The following is a 24,034-nucleotide window of genomic DNA, read 5'->3' as shown; positions in this document are numbered from 1 at the left end:
GCGTCAGTCTTGGGAATCGCGGCTGGCACGGCGCACTGTCCTTAATCTCAGGGTGGCTGATCCTTTATGCCCCGGATCGTCCGCCGCCTCCAGATCGAAGCGCCAGTTTTTCTGCGCAGCCGCGACCTCATCCGCCCAGCTCTCGCCTTTGGGAAAAAGACAGGTCATATTGGGCGATCCGTGCCGCTCTGCAATGGCGCAAAGCATATCCAGGGGTGCGAGCGCACGCGCAGACACAACATCTGCTCCTAGTGGCGCAATTGCTTCGGCCCGCTCGGCCCGCACATCGACCGGGATACCCATCTGCCGCGCCGCCTCACGCAGGAAAGTGGCCTTGCGCTGGTCCGATTCAACAAGCACAACCCTGGTTGCAAGACCGCGATCCTGAAGCAAAGCGGCCACAACGATCCCAGGAAATCCGCCGCCCGACCCGAAATCCGCCCAAAGTCGCGGTTGCTCCGGCGCAAGCAGAAAAATCCGCGCCGAATCCTCGATATGCCGCGACCAGATCTCTCCCATGGTGGAGCGGGAGATCAGATTGATCTTCTGGGTCCATTTAGCCGTCAGAGCCTCATAGAGTCGCAGCTTTTCAAGCCCTTCCGGGCTGATGCCCAGCTCATTCCAAAGAGTTTTATCCAAGGGTCACCCGGCCAGCCTGGTCGCTGCGATCTTGCGCAGCGATGCGATCAGCAGCATCACTGCAGCCGGAGTCATCCCCTCGATCTGACGCGCCTGATGGATGGTTTCCGGCAGTTTACGCAGCAATTTCCCCGTAAGCTCTGCCGAAAGACCGGAAAGAGCGGTATAATCGAAATCGGCCGGAATCTTCATCGCCTCATGACGGCGCAGTTCTTCGGCCGCAGCGGCCTGACGATCCGTATATTGCGAATAAAGCGATTCAATTTCCGCCTGCCCCCTTGCCGCAGCCGGATGATCTGCAAGCGCCGGCACCAGCCCGTCCAGAACCGTCGGATCATAATCCGGCATGGCCATCAGATCCCAGGCACTGCGCCGGGCTCCGTCCTTGCTGACGGTGATTCCAACCTCGGCCAGCTCTTTTGGTGTGAATTTGGCCGTAGTCAGAACCTGTGTGACCGCCGCGAGCGCCTCCATCTTCGCCCCAAACGCACGTATACGCGCCTCCCGGACGCAACCGATCTCCTGACCTTTCGGTGTCAGGCGCTGATCTGCGTTATCCGCGCGCAAGCTGAGCCGGTATTCTGCGCGTGAGGTGAACATGCGATAGGGTTCGGTGACGCCACGGGTGACCAGATCGTCAATCATGACCCCGATATAGCTGTCACTGCGCGAAAAACTTACTGGCTCCTGCGCCCTTGAGGCACGCGCTGCGTTCAGCCCGGCAACCATGCCCTGCGCTGCTGCCTCTTCATATCCTGTGGTTCCATTGATCTGCCCCGCAAGATATAGACCTGCAAGAGCTTTAACCTCCAGCGACGACTTTAGCCCGCGTGGGTCGAGATAGTCATATTCGATGGCGTAGCCTGGCTGCAGAATGGTCGCATTCTCAAGGCCGGCCATAGTACGGACGTAGGCCTCCTGCACCTCTGCGGGCAAGGAGGTTGATATTCCGTTCGGATAGACTGTGTCGTCGTCAAGGCCTTCGGGTTCAAGAAAGACCTGATGGCTGTCCTTGTCGGCAAAGCGCACGACCTTATCTTCGATCGACGGGCAATAACGCGGCCCGACACCGTCAATATGGCCACCATACATTGCGGAACGACCAAGATTATCACGGATAATCTGATGCGTAGCCGCAGATGTATGCGTAATACCACAGGAAATCTGCCTTGCGACCGCACGGCTATTCATGAAAGACAGAAGCACAGGGTCTTCATCGGCGGGCTGCATTTCCAGCCTGTCCCAGTCAATCGACTTGCCATCCAGTCGCGGCGGGGTCCCGGTCTTAAGGCGGCCTGTTTCCAGCCCAAGCTCCCGGATTTGCTGCGCAAGGCTGACAGATGCTTTATCGCCCACACGGCCGCCAGGACGGCTTTGATCACCAACATGGATCAGTCCGTTCAGGAATGTGCCGGTTGTAAGCACAATCGCCGCTGCAAAAATCTCTGACCCGTCAGCCAGTCGCAGGCCGGTAACGCGACCGGTCTGAGTGATGAGTTCGGCCGCCTCTCCCTCGATGACTGAGAGGAGTGTTTCCTTGGCCAGGAGGCCCTGCACCGCTTGACGATAAAGTTTACGATCCGCCTGGGTCCTTGGCCCCTGCACTGCCGGGCCCTTTCTGCGATTCAAAAGCCGGTACTGGATACCCGCCATATCCCCCGCACGGCCCATAATGCCATCCATCGCATCGATTTCGCGAACGAGATGGCCTTTTCCAAGACCGCCAATCGCCGGGTTGCAGGACATCACCCCAATGGTTTCCGCGCGCATTGTTACCAATGCCGTCCGCACACCCATTCGTGCCGCGGCTGCGGCAGCTTCGGCCCCGGCATGGCCGCCGCCGACCACCAGAACATCAAAATGTTTCACGTGAAACACCCTCACTTTCCGATACAGAAGCTGGCGAAAATCTCGCCCAGCAATTCTTCGACATCAACGCGCCCGACCAGAATATCCAACGACCGCAGCACCTGACGCAACTCTTCCGCCACGATCTCGGATTGAACACCGTGATCCATCATCTGCAACACAGCCCTGATCGCAGTGATTCCCTGCTCAAGCGCCTGGCGATGCCGTTCGCGAACCATTATACCAGCACCAGCGACTTTTTCCGAGAGCTGCGCTGTAACTTGCTGCAGCAATGCATCAATTCCTTCGCCAGTGAGTCCCGAGACCGCGAGGCCAGGACCAGGACCACCGAGGTCGGCCTTCCCGCTCAGCTGGATGTCACCTTCCCGAAGCGCAATCCCAAGATCACCCTGGCCGAGGAACAGCCGCAAATCGGCGGCTTCTGCGCGCTGGATGGCACGTCTGATGCCTTCGCGCTCCACCAGGTCGTCACTTTCCCTGAGCCCTGCGGTATCCAACAAGGTAACCGCAAGGCCGGAAAGATCCATCCTGACCTCAATCACATCCCGTGTCGTGCCGGCAATTTCCGAAGTAATCGCCGCTTCCCGACCCGCCAGACGATTGAGAAGTGTGGATTTCCCGGCATTCGGCGGGCCAATAATCGCCACCTCGAAACCTTCGCGGATCCGTTCTGCGGCTGAAACGGCCGCCGCTTCGCGTGCGATCTCATCCAACAGCGCGGTCAGAATCTCGCGCACTTCCGGGGTGACATCGACCGGAACATCTTCGTCGGCAAAATCAATTGTTGCCTCGATCAGAGCCGCGGCCCGGATCAGACGGCTCCGCCAGTGATCAACCGTTTTTCCGATACTGCCTGACAATACCCGCAGCGCCTGTTTGCGTTGCGCTTCGGTTTCAGCATCAATCAGATCGGCGAGGCCCTCAACCTGTGTCAGGTCGAGCATGCCATTGTCGAGCGCCCGCCGGGTAAATTCGCCCGCCTCTGCCATACGCGCGAGGCCTGTTTCGCCAATCGCACGCAGCACAGCATTGACCACCGCCAGTCCGCCATGGATCTGCAGCTCGACCACCTCTTCGCCGGTAAAGCTGGCATTTTCCGCAAAGCCCAACACCAGAGCCTGGTCGAGATGCTCACCCTGCCACGAGATATTGCGTAAACTGGCAAGGCGCGGCTTTGGAGCCGCGCCTGTCAGTGCCTTGCATATGGCGAAGGAATTCGGGCCAGAGACCCTGATTACCGCGACGCCCGCCCGCCCACGAGCTGTCGCGCTGGCATAGATCGTATCAGCCATCGCAACCCCGCTGGCCTCCGGATCAGGTATTCATCGAGTCGAAGAACTCGGAATTCGACTTGGTCTGTTTCAGCTTGCCGATCAGGAATTCGATGGCGTCGGTGGTACCCATCGGGTTCAGGATGCGGCGCAGCACATAGGTTTTCTGCAGATCGGATTTATCGACCAGTAGATCCTCTTTCCTTGTGCCGGATTTGAGGATGTCCATCGCCGGGAAGACGCGCTTATCGGCCACTTTCCGATCCAGCACGATCTCAGAGTTACCGGTGCCTTTGAATTCTTCGAAGATCACCTCATCCATCCGCGAGCCGGTATCGATCAGTGCGGTTGCGATGATGGTGAGCGAACCGCCCTCTTCGATATTCCGTGCAGCACCGAAGAAACGCTTCGGGCGTTGCAGCGCGTTGGCGTCGACACCACCGGTCAGCACCTTACCCGAGCTCGGCACGACAGTGTTAAAGGCACGGCCAAGTCTTGTGATCGAATCAAGAAGGATCACAACATCTCGTTTGTGTTCGACCAGGCGCTTGGCCTTTTCGATCACCATCTCGGCCACAGCCACGTGGCGCGTTGCCGGCTCGTCGAAGGTCGAGGACACAACCTCACCCTTCACCGAACGCTGCATATCGGTCACTTCCTCGGGCCGCTCGTCAATCAGCAGAACGATCAGATAGCATTCCGGATGGTTCGCTGCGACCGAGCGCGCGATGTTTTGCAGAAGAACCGTCTTACCCGTGCGCGGCGGCGCCACGATCAGCGCCCGCTGGCCCTTACCAATCGGCGCCACCAGATCGATGATCCTGGCCGAGCGGTCCTTGATCGTCGGATCCTCGATTTCCATCTTCAGCCGCTCTTCCGGGTAAAGCGGTGTCAGGTTGTCGAAATGGACCTTGTGTTTCGCGCGTTCGGGATCGTCAAAATTGATCAGCGTCGCCTTCACCAGGCTGAAATAGCGCTCATTCTCGGACGGCGCCTTGATCACGCCTTCGATTGAATCACCGGTGCGCAGCGAAAACTGACGGATCATCTCGGGCCCGACATAGATGTCATCGGGGCCGGGCAGGTAGTTGGCCGAAGGGCTGCGCAGAAAGCCGAAACCGTCCTGCAGCACCTCGAGCACGCCATCGCCGCCGATTTCCCAGCCTTCCTCGGCATGTTCCTTGAGGATCTGGAACATCATCTCGCCCTTGCGCATCGAGGGCGCATTCTCGATCTCCCACTCCTCCGCCATAGCGAGAAGATCGGCCGGGGTCTTGGCCTTGAGATCGGAGAGGTTGAGGCGTTCTGTCATCGCAATACCATTATGCCAGACGCGCATGTAGCGCGGTGCTGGATCAGAGGCTGAAATAGGGAAGCGTCAGGACCGGACGGCCCCGCATTGCCTGCAGATAGGGGGGCTGGCGCTGTAAGTCAATCTTTCTGAGCAAAACTGGCGTTCATAAGTCGAAAGACCTTCCGCGAGGCCGAAACTGTGCAGAGTTCATAATATATTTAAGAAAAAGATATGAAGGATGTTGTTGTTGTAGGGCCTGAGGATAACAGGATAGCGGCAGTTCCGGGGCATTTTCCCTTAAGTTTTCCACCTGTGGACAGAAGTGGGAAAGGTTGGGAAAAAATCCATGGAATTTTGATTTATCTATTTATATCATGTTCTTAGAAAATGGTTTTCAGCTATCTGCCTGTGGAGGAGAAATGTCACAGCCCGGGCAAAGCCTTTGCCCTGGCCGATGGTGGAAAACAGCATACGCAGTGGGATAACCGGGGGTCGCGGGCCGGCGCTTTGTCAGGATATCCTGGCCCTGGCCTTCCGGCATGGGATAACCGCCCGAGTCGTCCCGCGAACAAAACAGGATTATCCACAAGTGCTCTCAGATGTTCCCGAAGATGTAGCAGGCGAGAAAACGCCGCCTTTGGTGCTGGCCTCAGCCTCGGAGACGAGAATCGCCCTGTTGCAGGCGGCAGGGCTGGAGTTTGAGAGCCTTGCCGCGCGGGTGGATGAAGACAGCATTCGCCGCGCTCTGGAGGCCGAAAGCGCAAAGCCGCGCGACGTTGCCGATACGCTGGCCGAAACCAAGGCGCTGAAAATCTCGGGCAAGCGGCCAGAGGCGCTGGTGATCGGCTCGGATCAGCTGCTGGAGCTGAACGGCCGGATCTTTGCCAAACCCGAAAGCGCTGAGGAAGCACGCGCCCAACTGACCGATCTGCGGGGCAAAACCCACCGCCTGATCTCGGCGGTGGTGGTTTGTCAGGGGGGGCAGCCGCTCTGGCGTCATATCGGCGAGGCCCGGCTTACGATGCGGGATTTCGGAGATCTGTGGCTTGACGGCTATATCTTGCGCAACTGGGAGAAAATCCGTCATTCCGTCGGTGGATACCGGCTTGAAGAGGAAGGCGTTCGGTTGTTCTCCTCGATGCAGGGGGATCATTTCACGATTCTGGGGCTGCCCTTGCTTCCCCTTCTGAACTGGCTTTCGCTGAGAGGGGACATTCCCGCATGACTGACCATCCGCGTATTCCGCTGGCCGGTGTGATCGGCCATCCGATCGCGCATAGCCGCAGCCCGGCGCTGCATGGCTATTGGCTGAAACGCTATGGTCTGGCGGGGCATTATATCCCGATGGATGTGGCGCCGCAGGATCTGGCACATGTCCTGCGCACCCTGCCACAGATGGGCTTTGTCGGGGCCAATGTCACCATCCCGCATAAAGAGGCGATCCTGAAGATCGCTGATATCATCACCGATCGCGCGGCGTTGATCGGGGCCGCTAACACATTGATTTTCCGTAAAGATGGTAAGATCCATGCGGATAATACCGACGGGTCAGGCTTTATTTCCAATCTGCGGCAGAATGCGCCCTTCTGGGATCCTGCCGCCGGTCCGGCTGCGGTGCTGGGCGCCGGTGGCGCGGCCCGTGCCGTTGTCGCGGCGCTGATCGAGGTCGGCGCGCCCGAGATCCGCATCGTCAACCGTACCCGCCCCAGGGCCGAGGCCATGCGTTCGGATTTCGGGGCGAAAGTGGTGGTCTGGGACTGGACCCATGTCGGCGCGATGATCGAAGGTTGTGCCACATTGGTGAATACGACCTCGCTCGGGATGACCGGCAAGCCGGACCTTGTCATTGATCTCGACCGGATCAGCCAGCGCTGCCTTGTAACCGACATTGTCTATGCGCCGTTGAAAACCGGCCTGCTGGTCGAGGCTGAGGCGCGCGGCTGCACTGTCGTCGACGGGCTTGGAATGTTGCTCCACCAGGCTGTGCCAGGGTTCGAGCGCTGGTTCGGCAAGCGCCCGGTGGTGGATGATGAGACCCGGCTTGCGGTCTTAAACGCATGAAAGCCTTTCGCCTTGGCCTGACCGGCTCCATCGGGATGGGAAAATCGACCACGGCCGCGATGTTCTCGGATGCGGGTATCCCGGTCTGGGATGCGGATGCGGCGGTGCACCGGCTTTATGCCCCCGGCGCAAAGGGCGCCGCAGCTCTGGCGGGGCCTTTTCCTGAAGCGGTTTCCGACCAGGGTGTTTCACGGGAAACATTAAAGGCGCTGCTGGCGGCCGATCCGTCGCGCCTGAAACAACTGGAACAGCTGATCCATCCGCTTGTTGCGGAAGATCGCGCCGGGTTTCTGGCCCATACCGGCTGTGATATCCTGCTTCTCGATGTGCCGCTTTTGTTTGAGAAAGACATCGACCGGGAATGTGACGCGACGCTGCTGGTCACCGCACCCGCCGCTTTGCAACGCGCCCGCGTCCTTGCGCGGCCGGGTATGACGGCGGGACAGCTTGACCTGATCCTCTCGCGCCAGATGCCCGACCAGGACAAGCGCGCCCGCGCCACCCATATTGTCGAAACCCTGTCAATCGACAGCACCCGGGCGTATGTACAGGCGCTGATCGCGCATCTGCGCGCAGGAATGGCGGGCCAGAATGCGTGAAATCGTCCTTGATACCGAGACCACCGGCTTTGACCCGGAACAGGGCGACCGCATCGTCGAGATCGGCGCGGTGGAGCTGTTCAACCACCTGCCCACCGGCAAGGTTTATCATCAATATATCAACCCCGAACGCGACATGCCGCAGGGCGCCTTCGAGGTGCACGGGCTCAGCAGCGAGTTTCTCAGTGACAAGCCGGTTTTCGCGAAAATCGGCCAGGCATTTATGGATTTCGTCGGTGATGCGAAACTGGTGATCCATAACGCAGCCTTCGATATGAAATTTCTGAATTTCGAACTGAAGCGCATGGGGCTGGGCGACATCCCCTGGGCGCGCGCCATCGACACGCTGGCCATCGCGCGGCAACGTTTTCCCGGCTCGCCAGCCTCGCTGGATGCGCTTTGCCGGCGTTTTGGGGTCGACAATTCCCGGCGTGAAAAACATGGCGCGCTGCTCGACAGCGAAATTCTGGCCGAGGTTTACCTTGAGCTGGTCGGCGGTCGTCAGCCCGACCTCGTGCTGGCGCCGGTGCAAAGCAACAGCCCCGCAAGCGGCGCGCAGACGGATGGAGACTGGCGCCCCCGTCCCCGCCCGACCGCTCTGCCCGCTCGGATCACCGCTGCGGAAACCGCCGCACATGAGGCTTTTGTTGCGAAACTGGGCGATGCCGCCATCTGGCTGAAGCGGAACTGAGCCGCCGCAGATCCGGGCATTTTCTGGACTATTCCCTAAAAATCAGAACTTTAAGGCGTTCTTCACTCTGATCTGTGATCCTGTCCTGGGGTGAGTGAAAAGGGTGACGGGAATGGCCGGGCAAAGCAATGCGCCGCCAGTCATCATCAAACGGAAGAAAGTGGTTTCGGGCGGCGGCCATCATGGTGGCGCCTGGAAAGTGGCCTATGCGGATTTCGTGACCGCAATGATGGCCTTCTTCCTGCTGATGTGGCTGCTGAATGCGACGACAGAAAAACAACGTAAGGGCCTGTCGGATTACTTCAATCCGTCTATCCCGCTCAGCAAGGTTTCAGGGGGCGGCGACGGCACGCTGGGCGGGGAGTCGATTTTTTCCGAAGAGGATCGGACGGCGATGGGCCGCGGCGGTCTCGCCAGCCAGACAGGGGCCGGCGAGGCGGAGGACAATGCCCAGGCCGAGATGGTGAAAACCGTCAAAGAGGCCCTGTTCGATCGTGGCGGTGAAAGCCGTACCATGGAACAGCTGATGCGCCATGTTGTCACCCGGGTCACCGATGAGGGCCTTGTGATCGAACTGTTCGATCTTGATGAGGCCAGCCTGTTCAAAGGCCATACCGCCGAGCCGCAGGAAGTTACCGTTCAACTGGCGCGGATGCTGGCCGAGGTGCTCAATCTGACCGTGAATGGCCTTGCGGTGAATGCCTATGTGCAAAGTTTTCCGGTGCCGCTGGTTGAAAATCCGGGCTGGGAACTGACGGCCGACCGTGCCCGTGCCATGCGCAGTCTGCTCCAGGGGGCCGGCATTCAGGCGACCCGGTTCAGCCGCATCGGGGGCTTTGCCGACCGTAAGCCCGCCGTGGCCGATCCGGCCTCCCGCCGCAACAACCGGATCGAGATCGTGCTGCTGCGGCGTGACCGGTAATCCCGATAATTTTATCTGTTAGCGGAAAATTCAGTCCTGCGGGCCAAACCTGTCGCAAGCTCATTCAGGATAAAGGTGCGACTGATGACGATTTCCTCCGCGCTCAATGCCGGCGTAGCCGGGCTCAGCGCCAACGCGACGCGGCTCGCGACGATCTCAGACAATATCGCGAATTCGGGCACTTTCGGCTATAAACGCGCCCATGCTGAATTCTCCAGCATGGTGATCACGAATAATCGCGGCTCTGGCACCTATTCGGCAGGCGGCGTTCGCGCCTCGACAATGCGTCTGATCGAAGAGCGCGGCGGCCTCGTGGGCACCTCGCATCCTCTGGATATCGCGGTTTCGGGGCGCGGCATGCTGCCGGTGATCACCGAGGTTTCGCTGGGAACCAATTCAGTGGACCGCGCGCTTTTGATGACGACGACCGGCTCTTTCCGCACCGATGCGAATGGCGTGCTGAAAACCCAGTCCGGTCTGGTGCTGATGGGCTGGCCTGCCACTTCGGATGGCACCATTCCGGTCTTCCCGCGGGATACGATCACTGGCCTCGTACCTGTTGTGATCAATGCGAACCAGACCGCCGGCGATCCGACCACCCAGATCACGGCGGGGGTCAACCTTCCCGCTACCGCTACCGAAGCCGGCGCCACCGGCGATCCGCTGCCCTTCGCGATCGAATATTTCGGCAATCTCGGCACGTCGGAATCGCTGGATTTCAACTTCACACCGACCGTTCCGGCGGCGGGCAGCCCGCCATCGAACACCTGGACCATGGTGATCCGCGATTCAGCCAGCAACAATGCGATCATCGGGGAATATGTTCTGACCTTCGACGATTCCCGCGCGGCCGGCGGCACGCTCGCGACGGTTGTTGCGGTTCCGGCGGTTCCGGCCTGGCCGGCTTATGACGGTGCCACCGGAACCCTGCCGCTGACCGTGGCCGGCGGCCCGATGAGTGTTGCTATCGGCCGCGTCGGTGATCCGAACGGTCTGACCCAGCTTTCCGATGACTTTGCGCCGGTGCAGATCACCAAGGACGGGTCCCCGGTCGGCAATCTCACCACGGTCGAGATCAATCCGAACGGCTATATCATCGCGACCTATGATACCGGGTTCAACCGCGTGCTTTACCAGATCCCGCTGGTCGATGTGCCGAACCCCAATGGCCTGATCTCGCTGCATAACCAGACCTATCAGGTCTCGCCGCAATCGGGCTCCTTCTTCCTCTGGGATGCCGGTGATGGCCCGACCGGCTCGATCGAAGGCTATGCCCGTGAGGGATCGACAACCGATGTCGCGGCAGAACTGACCTCGCTGATTCAGACCCAGCGGGCCTATTCGTCCAACGCCAAGGTCATCCAGACGGTCGACGAAATGTTGCAGGAAACCACCAATATCAAACGGTAACGCAAAATGAGCATCACCTCGGCCCTCAATTCCGCGCTGACCGGACTGACCGCCACCTCGCGGCAGGCCGAGGCGGTGTCCAACAATGTCGCCAATGCAACGACCTCGGGCTATGCGCGCCGTTCCGTCTCGCTTTCGGCTCTTAACCTCGGAGGATCGGGTCAGGGCGTGCGCGTGGTCGGCATTACCAGACATGCAGATCTCTATCTGATCAATGACCGCAGGGGCGCTCAGGCCGCTGCGGGTGAAAGCGCGACAAAGGCGGGATTTCTCAACCGGCTTGAGACCATTCTGGGCACAACCGAATCTCCGGGCTCTCTCGTTTCCCGCGTCAGCACGCTGGACACCACCTTGCTTGAAGCCGCGAGCCATCCCGAATCCGAGGCAAGGCTTTCTGCTGCGGTTTCGGCAGCAAGATCCCTTGCCACGGGATTGAATCAGGCGAGTGAAGCCATTCAGGCTGAACGTCTCAAGGCAGAGAAGGGCATCGCTTCGGCTGTGGAAAGTCTTAACAGCAGCCTGCGCCAGGTTCAGGAGCTGAACCGGATGATCGCCTCTCACAGCGGCTCCGGTCGGGATGTCTCGGCGTTGATGGATCAGCGCCAGCAGGTGATCGACAGCATCGCCAGCATCATTCCGCTGAAGGAAATGCCACGAGACGGCAATCAGGTTGCGCTGATCTCTGCCGGGGGCGCCGTCCTGCTGGACGGCAACCCCGTGACTTTCGGCTTCACCGAAGTCCATACAATCGTGCCTGAAATGACCCAGGCAAGTGGTGGCCTCTACGGGCTGACCATCAATGGTAAACCGATGGCAACCACGGGCAGCGGCAGCATGATCCTCGGCGGAGAGCTCGGGGCGCTCTTCGCGGTTCGCGACGAACTGGCTGTTGAAGGCCAGTCTATGCTCGACGCAATGGCGCGTGACATGATTGAAAGATTCAGCGCAGCGGGCCTCGATCCCACTTTACCTGCTGGCGCCCCCGGATTGTTCACCGATGGCGGTCTGGCCTTTGATCCCGCTGATGAGGTGGGTCTCGCGTCACGTATCGCATTGAATTTCGCCACAGATCCTTTGAAAGGCGGAGAAGTCACGCGGCTGCGCGACGGGCTCGGCGCGCCCATGCCGCCGGGCGCTGTTGGAAACTCCACGCTTCTCAATTCACTCTCCACTGCGCTGAACACCAACCGAACCATCGCATCACCGATCCCCGGCGGCAGCAGAAGCCTTGCAGGCCTGGCCGCAGCCATTTTGTCCCGAACCTCCTCCCAGCGTGTCACGCAAGAGACCGAACAAAGCTATACCGCCGCGAGAAACACGGCATTGTCCGATTTTGAGGCGGCATCGGGCGTGAACACCGATGAGGAACTGCAGTCGCTGCTGGTGATCGAGAAAAACTACGCGGCCAATGCGCGGGTCATTCAGGTTGTAGACGAAATGATCAGAACACTGTTGGGCCTCTGACGATGGAACGCATAAGCTCAAACCCGTTTCTGACTCCGGCACTTCTCCGACAGTCGTCTGAACTTCGTGCGGGCCTGCAAAAGGCCACGCAAGAGATGACGACCGGTAAATTCTTTGATCAGGGTAAAGCCTTGCGTGGCGACTTCTCAGCTCTGGCCGCCACAGATCATGCTCTTGCCCGGCTTGTCGGGTTTGCCGCTGCCACCACCGAACTTACCCTGATGGGCGAGACGATGCAGCGCGCGTTATCTGTCATCTCTGAAGCGACCACAGAGCTTGCGGCCAACCTGCTGCGAACAACCAGTGGCGCGTCTGACACCCTGCTTTCTTCGATCCTGTCCACCGGCATGCGTGATTTCAACACTGCCAGTTCAGCACTAAACACCCGCCTTGCCGACAAATCGGTTTTTGGCGGCGATGCTTCTGACCGACTGGCTTTGCCCGGTTCCGAGACGATACTCACCGCACTTGAGACCGCGATCGCCGGCCTGACGGATGTCGACGACATTTCCAATGCGATAGATGACTGGTTCAACGGGACCGCCGGATATCAGGCATTATACACCGGAGGCCAGGGTCGGGTTGGCCTCAATGTGGCACCCGGCGAGACGGCGTCGCTTCCCTTCACCGCCCTTGACCCTGCAATCCGCGCGACACTGGCGGGCCTCTCTAAGGTGGCTTTGCTTGACCGGGGTCTCTTTACTGGAGATCACGCCTCGCGGTCTGCGCTTGCGCTCAGGGCGGGTGAAAATCTTTTCAACTCTTCCGAAGCGAGGACTGTCCTTGCCGGCAGGATCGGCACAGTTGAGCAACAACTGTCTCAGGCACAAAGCCGGAATTCCGCAGAGAAATCGGCACTTGCTCTGACGCGCAACGGCCTGACCGAAGCAGATCCCTATGAGGCTACGGTGCGCCTTAAGGATCTCGAAAGCAGACTGGACGCATTCTACACCATCACAGCGCGACTGTCACAACTCAGCCTGACGGGATATCTCCGGTGAAACCGAATATCTTCGCCTACGCCCTACAAGGTCTGATCCTGCTGCTTGTCTCAAGCCTCGCTTTGTCGATCCCGGTCCTCGCGCAACCGGTTCGTATCAAAGATCTGGTCGAAATCGACGGGGTCAGAGGCAACGATCTCGTGGGATATGGTCTTGTCGTAGGGCTGAACGGAACCGGTGACGGCATCCGGAACTCACCGTTCACAGAAGAGATTATGGCAAATCTTCTGGAGAGGCTTGGTGTCAACGTCGTCGGTGAAGCCTCGCGTCCCAAAAATGTCGCGGCCGTTTTCGTCACTGCGACCCTGCCGCCGTTTTCCCGGGCCGGGGCGCGGATTGACATAACGGTTTCGGCCATTGGCGATGCGAAAAGCCTGCTTGGTGGAACGCTTGTGATGACACCGCTGAATGGTGCGGATGGCCAGATCTATGCGGTGGCGCAGGGGACCATCATTGCAGGCGGGATCTCTGCCGAAGGCGATGCCGCTCGGGTTGTCCAGGGCGTGCCAACGGCGGGGACGATCCCCTCGGGCGCACGGGTAGAGCGAGAAGTTCCGTTTGATTTCAACCAGGTTTCAGTTTTGCGGCTTGCGCTGAAATCGGCAGATTTTACAACAGCCGCCAGAATTGAACGGGCCATCAATCAGGAATTTGGCTCACGTTCGGCGACGATGCTGGACGGGGGCACGGTCGCGCTCGACCTTGGCCGTATTGGTGGTGGTTCTCCGGCACATGCCATAGCCAGGATTGAGAGCCTGCGGATCGACCCCGCGGCCAGGGCCAGGGTGGTGGTCGACCAGCGATCCGGTACAATCGTGATTGGCGCTGATGTTCGGATCAGCCGTGTTGCGGTGGCGCAGGGAAATCTTACCCTGCGTGTGGAAGAGTACCCTATCGCAATCCAGCCCAACCCTTTCGCCGAAGGTGAAACCGTTGTGGTGCCCAGAAGCAATGCTGAAATCACCACGGAAGGCGGTGGCCTGGCGGAAGTTGCCGGTGGTACCAGCCTGTCCGAAGTGGTTTCCGGCCTGAACGCATTGGGTGTTCAGCCGTATGACATGATCGATATTCTCAAAAGCATCCATGCGGCTGGCGCGTTACACGCAGAATTTGTTATCCAGTAGGATAATATTCGAAATATCTCATAATATTCCCCAGTATTATGAATTTCACAACAGGCATCTGGTCTCATATGGTCCGCGCGAACCAGGAACGCCGGATACATGCAGAACTTCATTCTCCCCCCCACTCCGGCTCTCGCCGCCCTGGAAGCCGCTGCAAGGCAGCGGATTCTCATTCTCGATGGGGCGATGGGAACCCAGATCCAGGGCCTTGGGCTGACAGAAGAGGACTATTCCGGCCATGGTTCCGGTTGTGCCTGCCGGCACCACTCCGAACACCCGCAAAAGGGCAATAACGATCTTCTGATCCTGACCCAGCCAGAGGCCATCGAGGAAATTCATTTCAATTATGCCATGGCTGGTGCCGATATCGTTGAGACAAACACCTTCTCGGCGACGACCATCGCGCAGGCCGATTATGCGCTGGAAGCAGCGGTAGACGATCTGAACGTCCAGGGGGCCCGCATCGTTCGCCGCGCGCTGGACCGGGCCACCGCCATTGACGGCAAGCCCCGCTTTGTGGCCGGAGCCGTTGGCCCGACCAACCGGACCGCGTCGATCAGCCCTGACGTCAACAATCCGGGCTATCGCGCGGTGACTTTCGATGATCTCCACAAAGCCTATGCCCAACAGATCCGGGGCCTGATCCGGGGCGGCGCCGATATCATTCTGATCGAAACGATTTTCGACACTCTGAACGCCAAAGCCGCCATTTTCGCTTGCCTCAGTGCCTTTGCTGAACATGGAAGCCGGCTGCCCGTGATGATTTCGGGCACCATTACCGATGCATCGGGCCGCACCCTGTCGGGGCAGACCCCGACGGCGTTCTGGCATTCGGTGCGCCACGCGAAACCCTTCACCATCGGGCTGAACTGTGCGCTCGGGGCCAGCGCGATGCGTCCGCACCTGGTGGAACTTTCCACGGTGGCTGAAACCTTCACCTGCGCCTATCCGAATGCCGGCTTGCCCAATGCGTTTGGTCAATATGACGAGGGACCCGAAGACACCGCCGCCCAGGTGGAGACTTTTGCCCGCGACGGGCTGGTGAATGTGGTTGGCGGGTGCTGCGGCACCACGCCCGGCCATATCCAGGCCATTGCAGACGCCGTCCGTCCCCATAAACCGCGCGAGATCCAAAAATGAGCCGTTATCTTCGTCTCTCGGGGTTGGAACCCTTCATTCTCACGCCCGACATCCCGTTTGTGAATGTCGGTGAGCGCACCAACGTCACCGGCTCGGCCAAATTCCGCAAACTGATCACCAATCGCGACTATGCCGCAGCGCTGGACGTGGCGCGTGACCAGGTGGAAAACGGCGCCCAGATCATCGACATCAACATGGATGAAGGGCTGATCGACAGTAAGGCCGCGATGGTCGAATTTCTTAACCTTGTCGCCTCCGAACCCGATATCGCCCGCGTGCCTGTGATGATCGACAGCTCGAAATGGGAGGTGATCGAGGCCGGGCTGAAATGCGCTCAGGGTAAACCGATCGTCAATTCGATCAGCCTGAAAGAGGGTGAGGATCAGTTCCGCCACCATGCCGGTCTGTGCCTGGCTTACGGTGCGGCTGTGGTGGTCATGGCCTTTGACGAGACGGGCCAGGCCGACACATTCCAGCGCAAGACCGAGATCTGCGCCCGGGCCTACCGTATCCTGACCGAGGAAATCGGCTTTCCGCCGGAAGATATCATCTTTGACCCGAACGTTTTCGCGGTCGCGACCGGTATAGAGGAACACAATAATTACGGCGTCGATTTCATCGAGGCGACGCGCTGGATCCGCCAGAACCTGCCGCATTGTCACATCTCGGGCGGCGTTTCGAACCTTTCATTCAGCTTCCGCGGCAATGAACCTGTGCGCGAGGCGATGCATTGCGTCTTTCTCTACCATGCCATTCAGGCTGGTATGGATATGGGCATCGTCAATGCGGGCCAGCTTGCCGTTTATGACCAGATCGAGCCCGAGCTGCGCGAGGCCTGCGAGGATGTCGTCCTCAATCGTCGTGATGACGCGACCGAACGCATGCTGGAAATCGCGGAAAAATTCCGCGGTGGCGCGCGCGAGGAAAAGGTTCGCGATCTGCAATGGCGCGACTGGCCTGTGGAAAAACGTCTCGAACATGCGCTTGTGAATGGCATCACCGAGTTCATCGAAGAGGATGCCGAGGTTGCACGCCAGCAGGCCGCCCGCCCGCTGCATGTGATCGAGGGCCCGCTGATGGCGGGGATGAACGTCGTCGGTGACCTGTTCGGCGCCGGCAAGATGTTCCTGCCCCAGGTGGTGAAATCGGCACGGGTGATGAAACAGGCTGTCGCCGTGCTCCTGCCTTATATGGAAGAGGAAAAGGCGGCTCAGGGCGGCGAGATGCGCCGTTCGGCTGGCCGGGTGCTGATGGCGACGGTGAAAGGCGATGTGCATGACATCGGCAAGAACATCGTCGGTGTCGTGCTGGCCTGCAACAATTACGAGATCATTGACCTTGGTGTGATGGTGCCGCCGCAGAAGATCCTTGAGATCGCGCGCGAACAACAGGTTGATGTCATTGGGCTTTCCGGCCTGATCACCCCCAGTCTTGACGAAATGGTGCATCTGGCCTCGGAGATGGAGCGCGAAGGTTTCAGCATTCCGCTGCTGATCGGCGGCGCGACGACGTCGAAGGTGCATACGGCGGTGAAAATCGCGCCGCGCTACCATAAAGGCCAGGCGATCTATGTGCTGGATGCCAGCCGTGCGGTCGGTGTGGTCAGCCAGCTGCTCAGTGAAACGCAGAAAGAGCCCTATATCGCGTCGATCCAGGCCGAATATGTCGAGGTGGCAGAGCGTCACGAACGCGCCGAACTGGCAAAGAAACGCCTGCCACTGGAAGCCGCCCGCGCCAATGCGTTCAAAATCGACTGGACGGGCTATGCCCCCCCTGCCCCGCAATTCACCGGTGCCCGGGTGATCGAAGACTGGGATCTTGCGGATATCGCGCGCTATATCGACTGGACTCCCTTCTTCCAGACCTGGGAGCTGAAAGGCGTCTATCCCCGCATTCTCGAGGATGAAAAGCAGGGCGAGGCTGCGCGCCAGCTGTTCGAAGATGCCCAGGACATGCTGCAGCGCATCATCACCGAGCAATGGTTCCGCCCGCGCGCCGTGATCGGCTTCTGGCCCGCCAACGCGACCGGCGACGATATTCGTCTCTATACAGGCGAAAACCGTGCCGAAACGCTGGCTATGCTGCACACGCTGCGTCAGCAGACGACCAAGCGGGACGGGCGTCCGAATGTGGCGCTTTCGGATTTCGTCGGCCCGGACGGCACGCCGGATTATGTCGGCGGGTTCGTGGTGACGGCCGGCCCGGAAGAGGCCGAGATCGCCGCGCGCTATGAGCGGGCGAATGATGATTACGGCTCGATCATGGTCAAGGCGCTGGCTGACCGCTATGCCGAAGCCATGGCCGAGATGCTGCATGAACGGGTGCGCAAGGAATATTGGGGATACGGCGCGGCAGAGACCTTCCAGCCGCATGAACTGATCGGCGAGCCCTATGCCGGCATCCGCCCTGCCCCGGGCTATCCGGCGCAGCCCGACCATACCGAGAAACTCACCCTCTTCCGCCTGCTGGATGCCGAAAAAAATACGGGCGTCACGCTGACCGAAAGTATGGCGATGTGGCCCGGTTCATCGGTGTCTGGCTTCTATATCGGCCATCCCGCCAGCTATTACTTCGGCGTGGCCAGGGTCGAGCGGGATCAGGTGCTGGATTACGCTTCCCGCAAGGGAATGGATCTTGCTGAGGCCGAACGCTGGCTGGCGCCGATCCTGAATTACACCCCTGATAATGGCGTAAAACTGGCGGCGGAATAGGCCCGACCTTGACCAGGGGTCAGGCATCGGCTAGCCCGCTGCCGACCCCATTCAAACGGAGCGCCCCGATGGCCAACCCCTCCCTCCTGATCCTTGCCGGTGACGGCATCGGCCCCGAAGTCATGGATGAGGTGAAAAAAGTCATCTCCTGGATGGGCACCGCCCGCGGCATCCATTTCGATGTCTCCGAGGATCTGGTGGGCGGCTGCGCTTATGACGCACATGGCACGCCGCTGACCGACGCGACCATGGCAAAGGCGCAGGAGGTTGATGCGGTTCTCCTTGGCGCGGTGGGCGGCCCGAAATATGACAAGCTCGATTTCAGCGTAAAGCCCGAGCGTGGCCTGCTGCGACTGCGCAAAGAGATGGACCTGTTTTCCAACCTGCGCCCGGCGCAGTGCTTTGACGCGCTGGCCGATTTCTCGTCGCTGAAGCGCGATGTGGTTGCCGGTCTCGACATCATGATCGTGCGCGAGCTGACCTCGGGCGTCTATTTCGGCGAGCCGCGCGGGATCTTCAAAGAGGGCAATGAGCGCGTTGGCATCAACACGCAGCGCTATACCGAGAGCGAAATCGCCCGGGTCGCGAAATCGGCTTTTGAACTCGCGCGGCGCCGGGGCAACAAGGTCTGCTCGATGGAGAAGGCCAATGTGATGGAATCCGGCATTCTTTGGCGCGACGTCGTCACCGAGGTGCATCAGCGCGATTACCAGGATGTCGAGCTCAGCCATATGTATGCCGATGCCGGCGCGATGCAGCTGACCCGCTGGCCGAAACAGTTCGACGTCATCGTGACCGACAACCTGTTCGGCGATCTTCTGTCGGATCTGGCCGCGATGCTGACCGGCTCGCTCGGCATGCTGCCCTCGGCCAGCCTTGGCGCACCGATGGCCAATGGCCGCCCGAAAGCGATGTATGAGCCGGTGCATGGCTCGGCCCCCGACATTGCGGGCCAGGGCAAGGCGAACCCGATCGCCTGTATCCTCAGCTTCGCCATGGCGCTGCGCTACAGCTTTGATCTTGGCGACGAGGCCACCCGCGTCGAGAAAGCCGTTGAAAAGGTGCTCGCCGACGGGCTGCGCACCGCAGACCTTCTTGGCCCGGAGGGCGGCTCGCCCATCGGCACCGCCGCTATGGGTGACGCGATCATCGCGGCGCTTGCTGCCTCGGTCTGACCTGATTTGTCCCCGGCGCCATTGGCTCCGGGGACGATTGCTTCGGGCCTTTAATCCCAGCCCATCTGCTTCAGATAGCCCTCGATCAGCGGCACGTCAGAAGGATTGTTAAGCTCCCAGAATTTCGCACCGGGGGCCGAGACCTCGACCACATCGACCGGATGGCCGTTTTCAAGAAAACGCAGCTGCTCCAGCCCTTCCAGCGTCTCGAGCGGGCCTGGCTCCCATTGACCATAGGCGGCCAGCGCGGCGGGGCGATAGGCGTAAAGCCCGACATGGTGGAAGACCGGCACCTGGCCGTCGACCACACCTTTGCCATTGGTGAACGGGATCACCTCTTTCGAAAAATAAAGCGCCTGGCCCAGCCGGTTCGCGACCACGGTCGTGGCGCCCACGCGCCCGGCCGCGCGGTCGGCGATGAAATTCCGCACGGCGTCTTCGTCACAGCGCAGGATCGGTGTGGCGATGCCGGTGGCAGGGTTATCGCGCATATGCTGGATCAGCGCGGTGACGAAAGACGGCGGCGTCAGTGGCGCATCGCCTTGCAAATTCACCACAATCTGCGGCGCGAGCCCGGCGTTCTTCACTGCTTCTGCCACTCGCTCGGTGCCGTTGCGCGCGGTTTCCGAGGTCATGATCACCTCGGCCCCGATCCGCTGCGCCTCATCGGCGATGCGGCTGTCATCGGTTGCGACATAAAGCCCGATGCCGCCGCCGGCCTCTTCGACGGCGCGGCGCCCGGCTATGACGGAGCGTTCCAGCAGGCTGCGCCCTGCCCCGCTCGCGCCTTTCAGCATGGCCAGCGGCTTGGCCGGATAGCGGGTCGAAGCATAGCGGGCCGGGATGATGATGACCGTATCCATCGCGGTTTACCTCACAGGCCCTTGGCCAATGCGTCAAAGCTGCGCAAGGTACCGATCAGGTCTTTCAGCTGATCGACCGGCACCATATTCGGCCCGTCCGAGGGCGCATTGTCGGGATCCTGATGGGTCTCGATAAACAGGCCCGAGACGCCGACCGCACAGGCCGCCCGCGCCAGAACCGGCACATATTCGCGCTGCCCGCCCGAGGAATTCCCCTGCCCGCCCGGCTGCTGCACCGAATGGGTGGCGTCGAAAATCACCGGCCAGCCGGTTTCGGCCATACGCGGCAGGCCCCGGAAATCGGTGACCAGCGTATTATAGCCAAAGGACGTCCCGCGCTCGCAGAGCATGATATTGTGGTTGCCGGTCGAGGCGACCTTGGCCGCGACATTATCCATATCCCAGGGCGCAAGGAACTGGCCCTTTTTGATATTCACAGCTTTGCCCGTCGCGCCCGCCGCCAGCAAAAGATCGGTCTGACGGCTGAGAAAAGCCGGGATCTGCAGCACATCGCAAACCTCTGCCGCAGGCGCGCAATGGCCCGGCTCATGCACATCGGTCAGCACCGGTACGCGGAATTCGTCGCGGATCAGGCCGAGGATCTCGAGCCCCTTCTCCATCCCGAGGCCGCGCTTGCCGCCCAGCGAAGACCGGTTCGCCTTGTCATAGCTGGCCTTGAAGATGAATTTCGTGCCCGTGGGCGCGCAGGCCTCAAGGATCCTTTCGGCCATCATCCGCGCATGGTCATGGCTTTCCAGCTGGCAGGGGCCGCAGATCAGCGCGATCGGGTTCTTTCCGCCGAAGGCAATATCGCCGATGGTGACAATGTTCTGGCTCATCTGTGTTTCTCCGGCGCTGCGATCTGGCACGGTTATGGCATGAAATCGGGTCTCTCTGCCAGACAGTCCGGGCCAGACAGACCGAGGCGGCGCGGGTACAGACCGAGGCGGCGCGGGTACAGAGCGGGCCGCCGCTTGTCGCGTGACAAATACACATTACCTCATTATACCAGTTCCGTCGCAGGAGGACCCCGGCATGACTCAGACCCTGAAGATTGCGCTGATCGGCGCCGGTTTCTTTGCCCGGAACCAGTTGTTTGCCTGGGCGGGGATCGAAGGGGCAGAGGTCGTCGCGATCTGCGACCGCGACCCGGCGCGGCTCGCGGCTGCGGGCGATGAATTCGGGATCGCGCGCCGTTACAGGAACGCGGCAGAGCTGTTTGCCGATGGCGGTTTCGATGTGGCCGATATCGCGACGACGGTGGGCTCACATCGGGCACTGGTTGAAATGGCTGCGACTGCCGGTGTGCATGTGATCTGCCAGAAGCCGTTTGCGCCCACCCTGGAGGATGCGAAAGCCATGGTTGCCGCCGTGGCAGAGACCGGCAAAATACTGATGATACACGAGAATTTCCGCTGGCAATCCGCCGTGCGTCAGGTGATCGACGCGCTGCGCGCGGGTGAGATCGGCGAGCCGTTCTTTGGCCGCGTATCCTTCCGCTCGGGTTTTGATGTGTTCTCAGGCCAGCCTTACCTGGCCGAGGGCGAACGCTTCATCATCGAGGATCTCGGGATCCATATCCTCGACATCGCGCGGGCTTTGTTCGGCGATGTGGCGCGGATCGCGGCGACCACGCGGCGGGTCAATCCGAAGATCAAAGGCGAGGACGTCGCCACGATGCAGCTTTTGCACAAATCGGGCGTGACCTCGGTGGTGGATTGTTCCTACGCGACCAAACGCCTCCCCGAGACCTTCCCCGAAAGCCTGATCGAGATTGACGGGACCGAAGGCAGCCTGCGTCTTGATGCCGGATACAAGCTGGTAATCCAGCGTGATGGCGGATCGCAGACCCGGGATGTCAGCCCGCCGCTTCTGCCCTGGGCGGAACAACCCTGGCACAATATCCAGGAAAGTGTTCAGATCATCCAACAGCATTTCGTGGATTGCCTGCGGGAGGGACGCCAGCCGGAAACCTCGGGCACTGACAATCTTGAAACCTTTGCCCTGGTCGAGGCCGCTTACCTTTCCGCCGCTGAAGGCCGCTCGGTCGATCCGGGGGCGCTCTGATGGGCGCAGTTGAGCTTTATGGCACGGCCGAACCGGTGGCCGAGGCGGAAATCATCCGCCATGGTGATGTCAGCCTCGGGTTTCAGGATGGCGCCCTTCGCCATATCTGCTTGGGTGGTATCGAGATTATCCGTCAGATCGCCTTTCTGGTGCGCGACCGCGACTGGGGCACCGTGCGCCCGGAAATCGGCGCGGTCGGGCGTACGACCAGGGGGGACGACCTGCTGCTCCGCTTCCCGATGGTCTTCCGCTCGAACGGCGCGGAACAGCATGTGAGCCTTTCGCTGACCATCGGTACGACCGGCCTCACCTTTGCCGCTGAATCGCGAATTTCAGGCATATTCGAGACGAATCGAACCGGTTTTACCGTGCTGCATCCGGTCACCGGGGTTGCCGGGGCGCCGGCCCGTGTGACCCATAGCGACGGGTCGGTGGACCACAGCCGCTTCCCTGATCTGATCGAGCCATGGCAGCCCTTTATGGATATCGTCCATCTCGAACATGAAGCGCATGGGCTGACGATCAGCTGCGCGTTCGAGGGCGATACGTTCGAGATGGAGGATCAGCGCCAATGGGGCGATGCCTCTTACAAGACCTATAACCGCCCGCTGGCCCTGCCCTGGCCCTATCAGTTGACCGGCGCCGATACGCTGCGCCAGTCGGTCACGCTTAGTTGGAGCGGTGCGGGCATTGCCGCCAAAGCCGCACCGGTCGCGATCCCGGCGGGCACCGTCTTCCCCGATCTTGCACTGGTCGTGACCCCGGACGAGGCGCGTAACCCGGAGGCCGCTCAGATGCTGGCACTGGTCGCACCGCAGCGCATACTTGCCCATGTCGATGCGACGCGCACCGAGCCGGTCTCAAGTCAGCTCGCCGCTTTTGCCGCTTTGCAGGTTGCTTACCCGGCGGGGATCTATGATCTGGAACTGATCTGCCGTTTCCGGGGTGATCCCGTGCCGGAACTCACCTCGCATGCCAGGGATCTTGGTGCATCGGGCCTGGCTGTGGCGTCGGTGTTCGTCTGCCCTTCGGTTGACCGGCAATCGACGCCGCCGGGTTCTGCCTGGCCCGATTGCCCGCCACTGGACCAGATCCATGCCGCGGCCGCACGCGCCTTCCCTGGCATCAAACGCGGCGGCGGCATGGCGAGCTTCTTCCCCGAACTGAACCGCAAACGTCCGCCTGCCGGGCTCGATTTTGTCAGCCACGGCTTTTGCCCGATTATCCACGCCTCCGACGATCTCGCGGTGATGGAGACGCTGGAGGCGGTGCCGCATATCGCGCGCTCGGCCCGCGCAATCATCGGGGCGGCGGAATACCGGATCGGCCCGTCGACCATCGCGATGCGGCAGAACCCTTACGGTTCGCGGACCATCCCGAACCCGAAGGGCGGCCGCGTGGCGATGACCGATGACGACCCCCGCCACCGCGCGGCCTTCGGCGCTGCCTGGACGCTGGGTATGGCGACGGCGCTGGCGCCTTTCGCGCCTGCTGTCTGGACGCCTGCGGCGCTGTTCGGTCCGCGTGGCCTGGGCGATGGGGCCTGGCCGGTTGCGGCATTGCTGCGAGAACTGGCGGCCAGCGCCGGGCAGCAGGTCATTGCGGCGCAGATCCAGGATGGAGAAGCGAGGCTCCGGCTTGGTGACCGGCTTTTCCGTGCCAACCTGACCGCTGTTCAGACCGGTGATCTGCCGCCCTTTGGCTGGGTGGTGACGCCGTTATAAGCCGCACCA

General features: G+C 60.7%; 20 protein-coding genes. 14 read left to right on the top strand and 6 right to left on the bottom strand.

What is annotated here, in order from left to right:
* Positions 1-3: 3 nt before the first annotated feature.
* The 4 genes from BLW25_RS14805 to rho are packed head-to-tail and all read right to left on the bottom strand — an operon-like array spanning position 4 to position 5,091.
* Positions 4-639: a 16S rRNA (guanine(527)-N(7))-methyltransferase RsmG gene (locus BLW25_RS14805; RefSeq protein WP_092900338.1), complete on the bottom strand. Its 636-nt coding sequence runs from the start codon at positions 637-639 to the stop codon at positions 4-6.
* Positions 640-642: 3 nt separating this feature from the next.
* Positions 643-2,508, bottom strand: a complete 1,866-nt coding sequence (gene mnmG, locus BLW25_RS14800) for a tRNA uridine-5-carboxymethylaminomethyl(34) synthesis enzyme MnmG (protein ID WP_171909568.1) — start codon at positions 2,506-2,508, stop codon at positions 643-645.
* An 11-nt stretch (positions 2,509-2,519) separates the two neighbouring features.
* On the bottom strand, positions 2,520-3,800 hold the full coding sequence (mnmE, locus tag BLW25_RS14795; RefSeq protein WP_092900329.1) for a tRNA uridine-5-carboxymethylaminomethyl(34) synthesis GTPase MnmE: 1,281 nt from the start codon (positions 3,798-3,800) through the stop codon (positions 2,520-2,522).
* 22 nt (positions 3,801-3,822) lie between these two features.
* On the bottom strand, positions 3,823-5,091 hold the full coding sequence (rho, locus tag BLW25_RS14790; protein ID WP_092902145.1) for a transcription termination factor Rho: 1,269 nt from the start codon (positions 5,089-5,091) through the stop codon (positions 3,823-3,825).
* 571 nt (positions 5,092-5,662) lie between these two features.
* On the opposite strand from rho, the gene BLW25_RS14785 reads away from it, so the two are divergent.
* The 12 genes from BLW25_RS14785 (at position 5,663) to leuB (ending at position 19,371) form a co-directional block, all read left to right on the top strand.
* Entirely contained in the window at positions 5,663-6,298 is a 636-nt protein-coding gene (locus BLW25_RS14785) for a Maf family protein (protein WP_253188477.1), read from the top strand.
* Positions 6,295-7,134, top strand: coding sequence for a shikimate dehydrogenase (locus BLW25_RS14780; RefSeq protein ID WP_092900326.1), 840 nt, complete (start codon positions 6,295-6,297; stop codon positions 7,132-7,134). Before BLW25_RS14785 ends, BLW25_RS14780 begins: the two co-directional genes overlap by 4 nt.
* The gene (gene coaE, locus BLW25_RS14775) at positions 7,131-7,733 is read left to right on the top strand and encodes a dephospho-CoA kinase (RefSeq protein ID WP_092900324.1); all 603 of its coding nucleotides are present in this window, start codon (positions 7,131-7,133) and stop codon (positions 7,731-7,733) included. The genes BLW25_RS14780 and coaE overlap by 4 nt, the downstream gene beginning before the upstream one ends.
* Positions 7,726-8,424: a DNA polymerase III subunit epsilon gene (dnaQ, locus tag BLW25_RS14770; RefSeq protein ID WP_092900322.1), complete on the top strand. Its 699-nt coding sequence runs from the start codon at positions 7,726-7,728 to the stop codon at positions 8,422-8,424. The genes coaE and dnaQ overlap by 8 nt, the downstream gene beginning before the upstream one ends.
* Before the next feature lie 112 nt (positions 8,425-8,536).
* Entirely contained in the window at positions 8,537-9,346 is an 810-nt protein-coding gene (locus BLW25_RS14765) for a flagellar motor protein MotB (protein ID WP_092900320.1), read from the top strand.
* Between the two features lie 84 nt (positions 9,347-9,430).
* On the top strand, positions 9,431-10,756 hold the full coding sequence (locus BLW25_RS14760) for a flagellar hook protein FlgE (RefSeq protein WP_092900318.1): 1,326 nt from the start codon (positions 9,431-9,433) through the stop codon (positions 10,754-10,756).
* A 6-nt stretch (positions 10,757-10,762) separates the two neighbouring features.
* Positions 10,763-12,220, top strand: a complete 1,458-nt coding sequence (flgK, locus tag BLW25_RS14755; protein WP_092900311.1) for a flagellar hook-associated protein FlgK — start codon at positions 10,763-10,765, stop codon at positions 12,218-12,220.
* Positions 12,221-12,315: 95 nt separating this feature from the next.
* Entirely contained in the window at positions 12,316-13,221 is a 906-nt protein-coding gene (locus BLW25_RS14750; protein ID WP_171909567.1) for a flagellin, read from the top strand.
* 32 nt (positions 13,222-13,253) lie between these two features.
* Positions 13,254-14,345 (top strand): flagellar basal body P-ring protein FlgI, encoded by a 1,092-nt coding sequence (locus BLW25_RS14745; protein ID WP_092902140.1) that lies wholly within the window; start codon positions 13,254-13,256, stop codon positions 14,343-14,345.
* 99 nt (positions 14,346-14,444) lie between these two features.
* Positions 14,445-15,485, top strand: coding sequence for a homocysteine S-methyltransferase family protein (locus BLW25_RS14740; RefSeq protein WP_092900306.1), 1,041 nt, complete (start codon positions 14,445-14,447; stop codon positions 15,483-15,485).
* Positions 15,482-18,196 carry a methionine synthase gene (metH, locus tag BLW25_RS14735; RefSeq protein WP_092900302.1) on the top strand — a complete coding sequence of 905 codons (2,715 nt, stop codon included), beginning with the start codon at positions 15,482-15,484 and terminating at the stop codon, positions 18,194-18,196. Before BLW25_RS14740 ends, metH begins: the two co-directional genes overlap by 4 nt.
* A 68-nt stretch (positions 18,197-18,264) precedes the next feature.
* Positions 18,265-19,371: a 3-isopropylmalate dehydrogenase gene (gene leuB / locus BLW25_RS14730; RefSeq protein WP_092900299.1), complete on the top strand. Its 1,107-nt coding sequence runs from the start codon at positions 18,265-18,267 to the stop codon at positions 19,369-19,371.
* A gap of 50 nt (positions 19,372-19,421) precedes the next feature.
* Here the strand turns inward: leuB and BLW25_RS14725 are convergent, their stop codons facing one another.
* Complete coding sequence (locus BLW25_RS14725) at positions 19,422-20,234, bottom strand: 3-deoxy-manno-octulosonate cytidylyltransferase (RefSeq protein WP_092900297.1); 813 nt, start codon at positions 20,232-20,234, stop codon at positions 19,422-19,424.
* Positions 20,235-20,245: 11 nt separating this feature from the next.
* A complete protein-coding gene (gene kdsA, locus BLW25_RS14720; RefSeq protein WP_092900295.1) occupies positions 20,246-21,073 on the bottom strand; it encodes a 3-deoxy-8-phosphooctulonate synthase in 828 nt (275 codons plus the stop codon).
* Positions 21,074-21,269: 196 nt separating this feature from the next.
* Here kdsA and BLW25_RS14715 point away from each other — a divergent pair, with 196 nt between their 5' ends.
* Both BLW25_RS14715 and BLW25_RS14710 read left to right on the top strand, forming a co-directional pair.
* A complete protein-coding gene (locus tag BLW25_RS14715; protein ID WP_092900293.1) occupies positions 21,270-22,301 on the top strand; it encodes a Gfo/Idh/MocA family protein in 1,032 nt (343 codons plus the stop codon).
* The gene (locus tag BLW25_RS14710) at positions 22,301-24,025 is read left to right on the top strand and encodes a D-apionate lactonase family protein (RefSeq protein WP_253188475.1); all 1,725 of its coding nucleotides are present in this window, start codon (positions 22,301-22,303) and stop codon (positions 24,023-24,025) included. Before BLW25_RS14715 ends, BLW25_RS14710 begins: the two co-directional genes overlap by 1 nt.
* The last annotated feature ends 9 nt before the right edge of the window (positions 24,026-24,034 follow it).

Origin of the sequence: Rhodobacter sp. 24-YEA-8 (assembly GCF_900105075.1) — a bacterium.
Taxonomy (GTDB): Bacteria; Pseudomonadota; Alphaproteobacteria; order Rhodobacterales; family Rhodobacteraceae; genus Pseudogemmobacter.
Note: the sequence above shows the minus strand (reverse complement) of the source record. Positions and strands in the feature narration are given on the sequence as shown.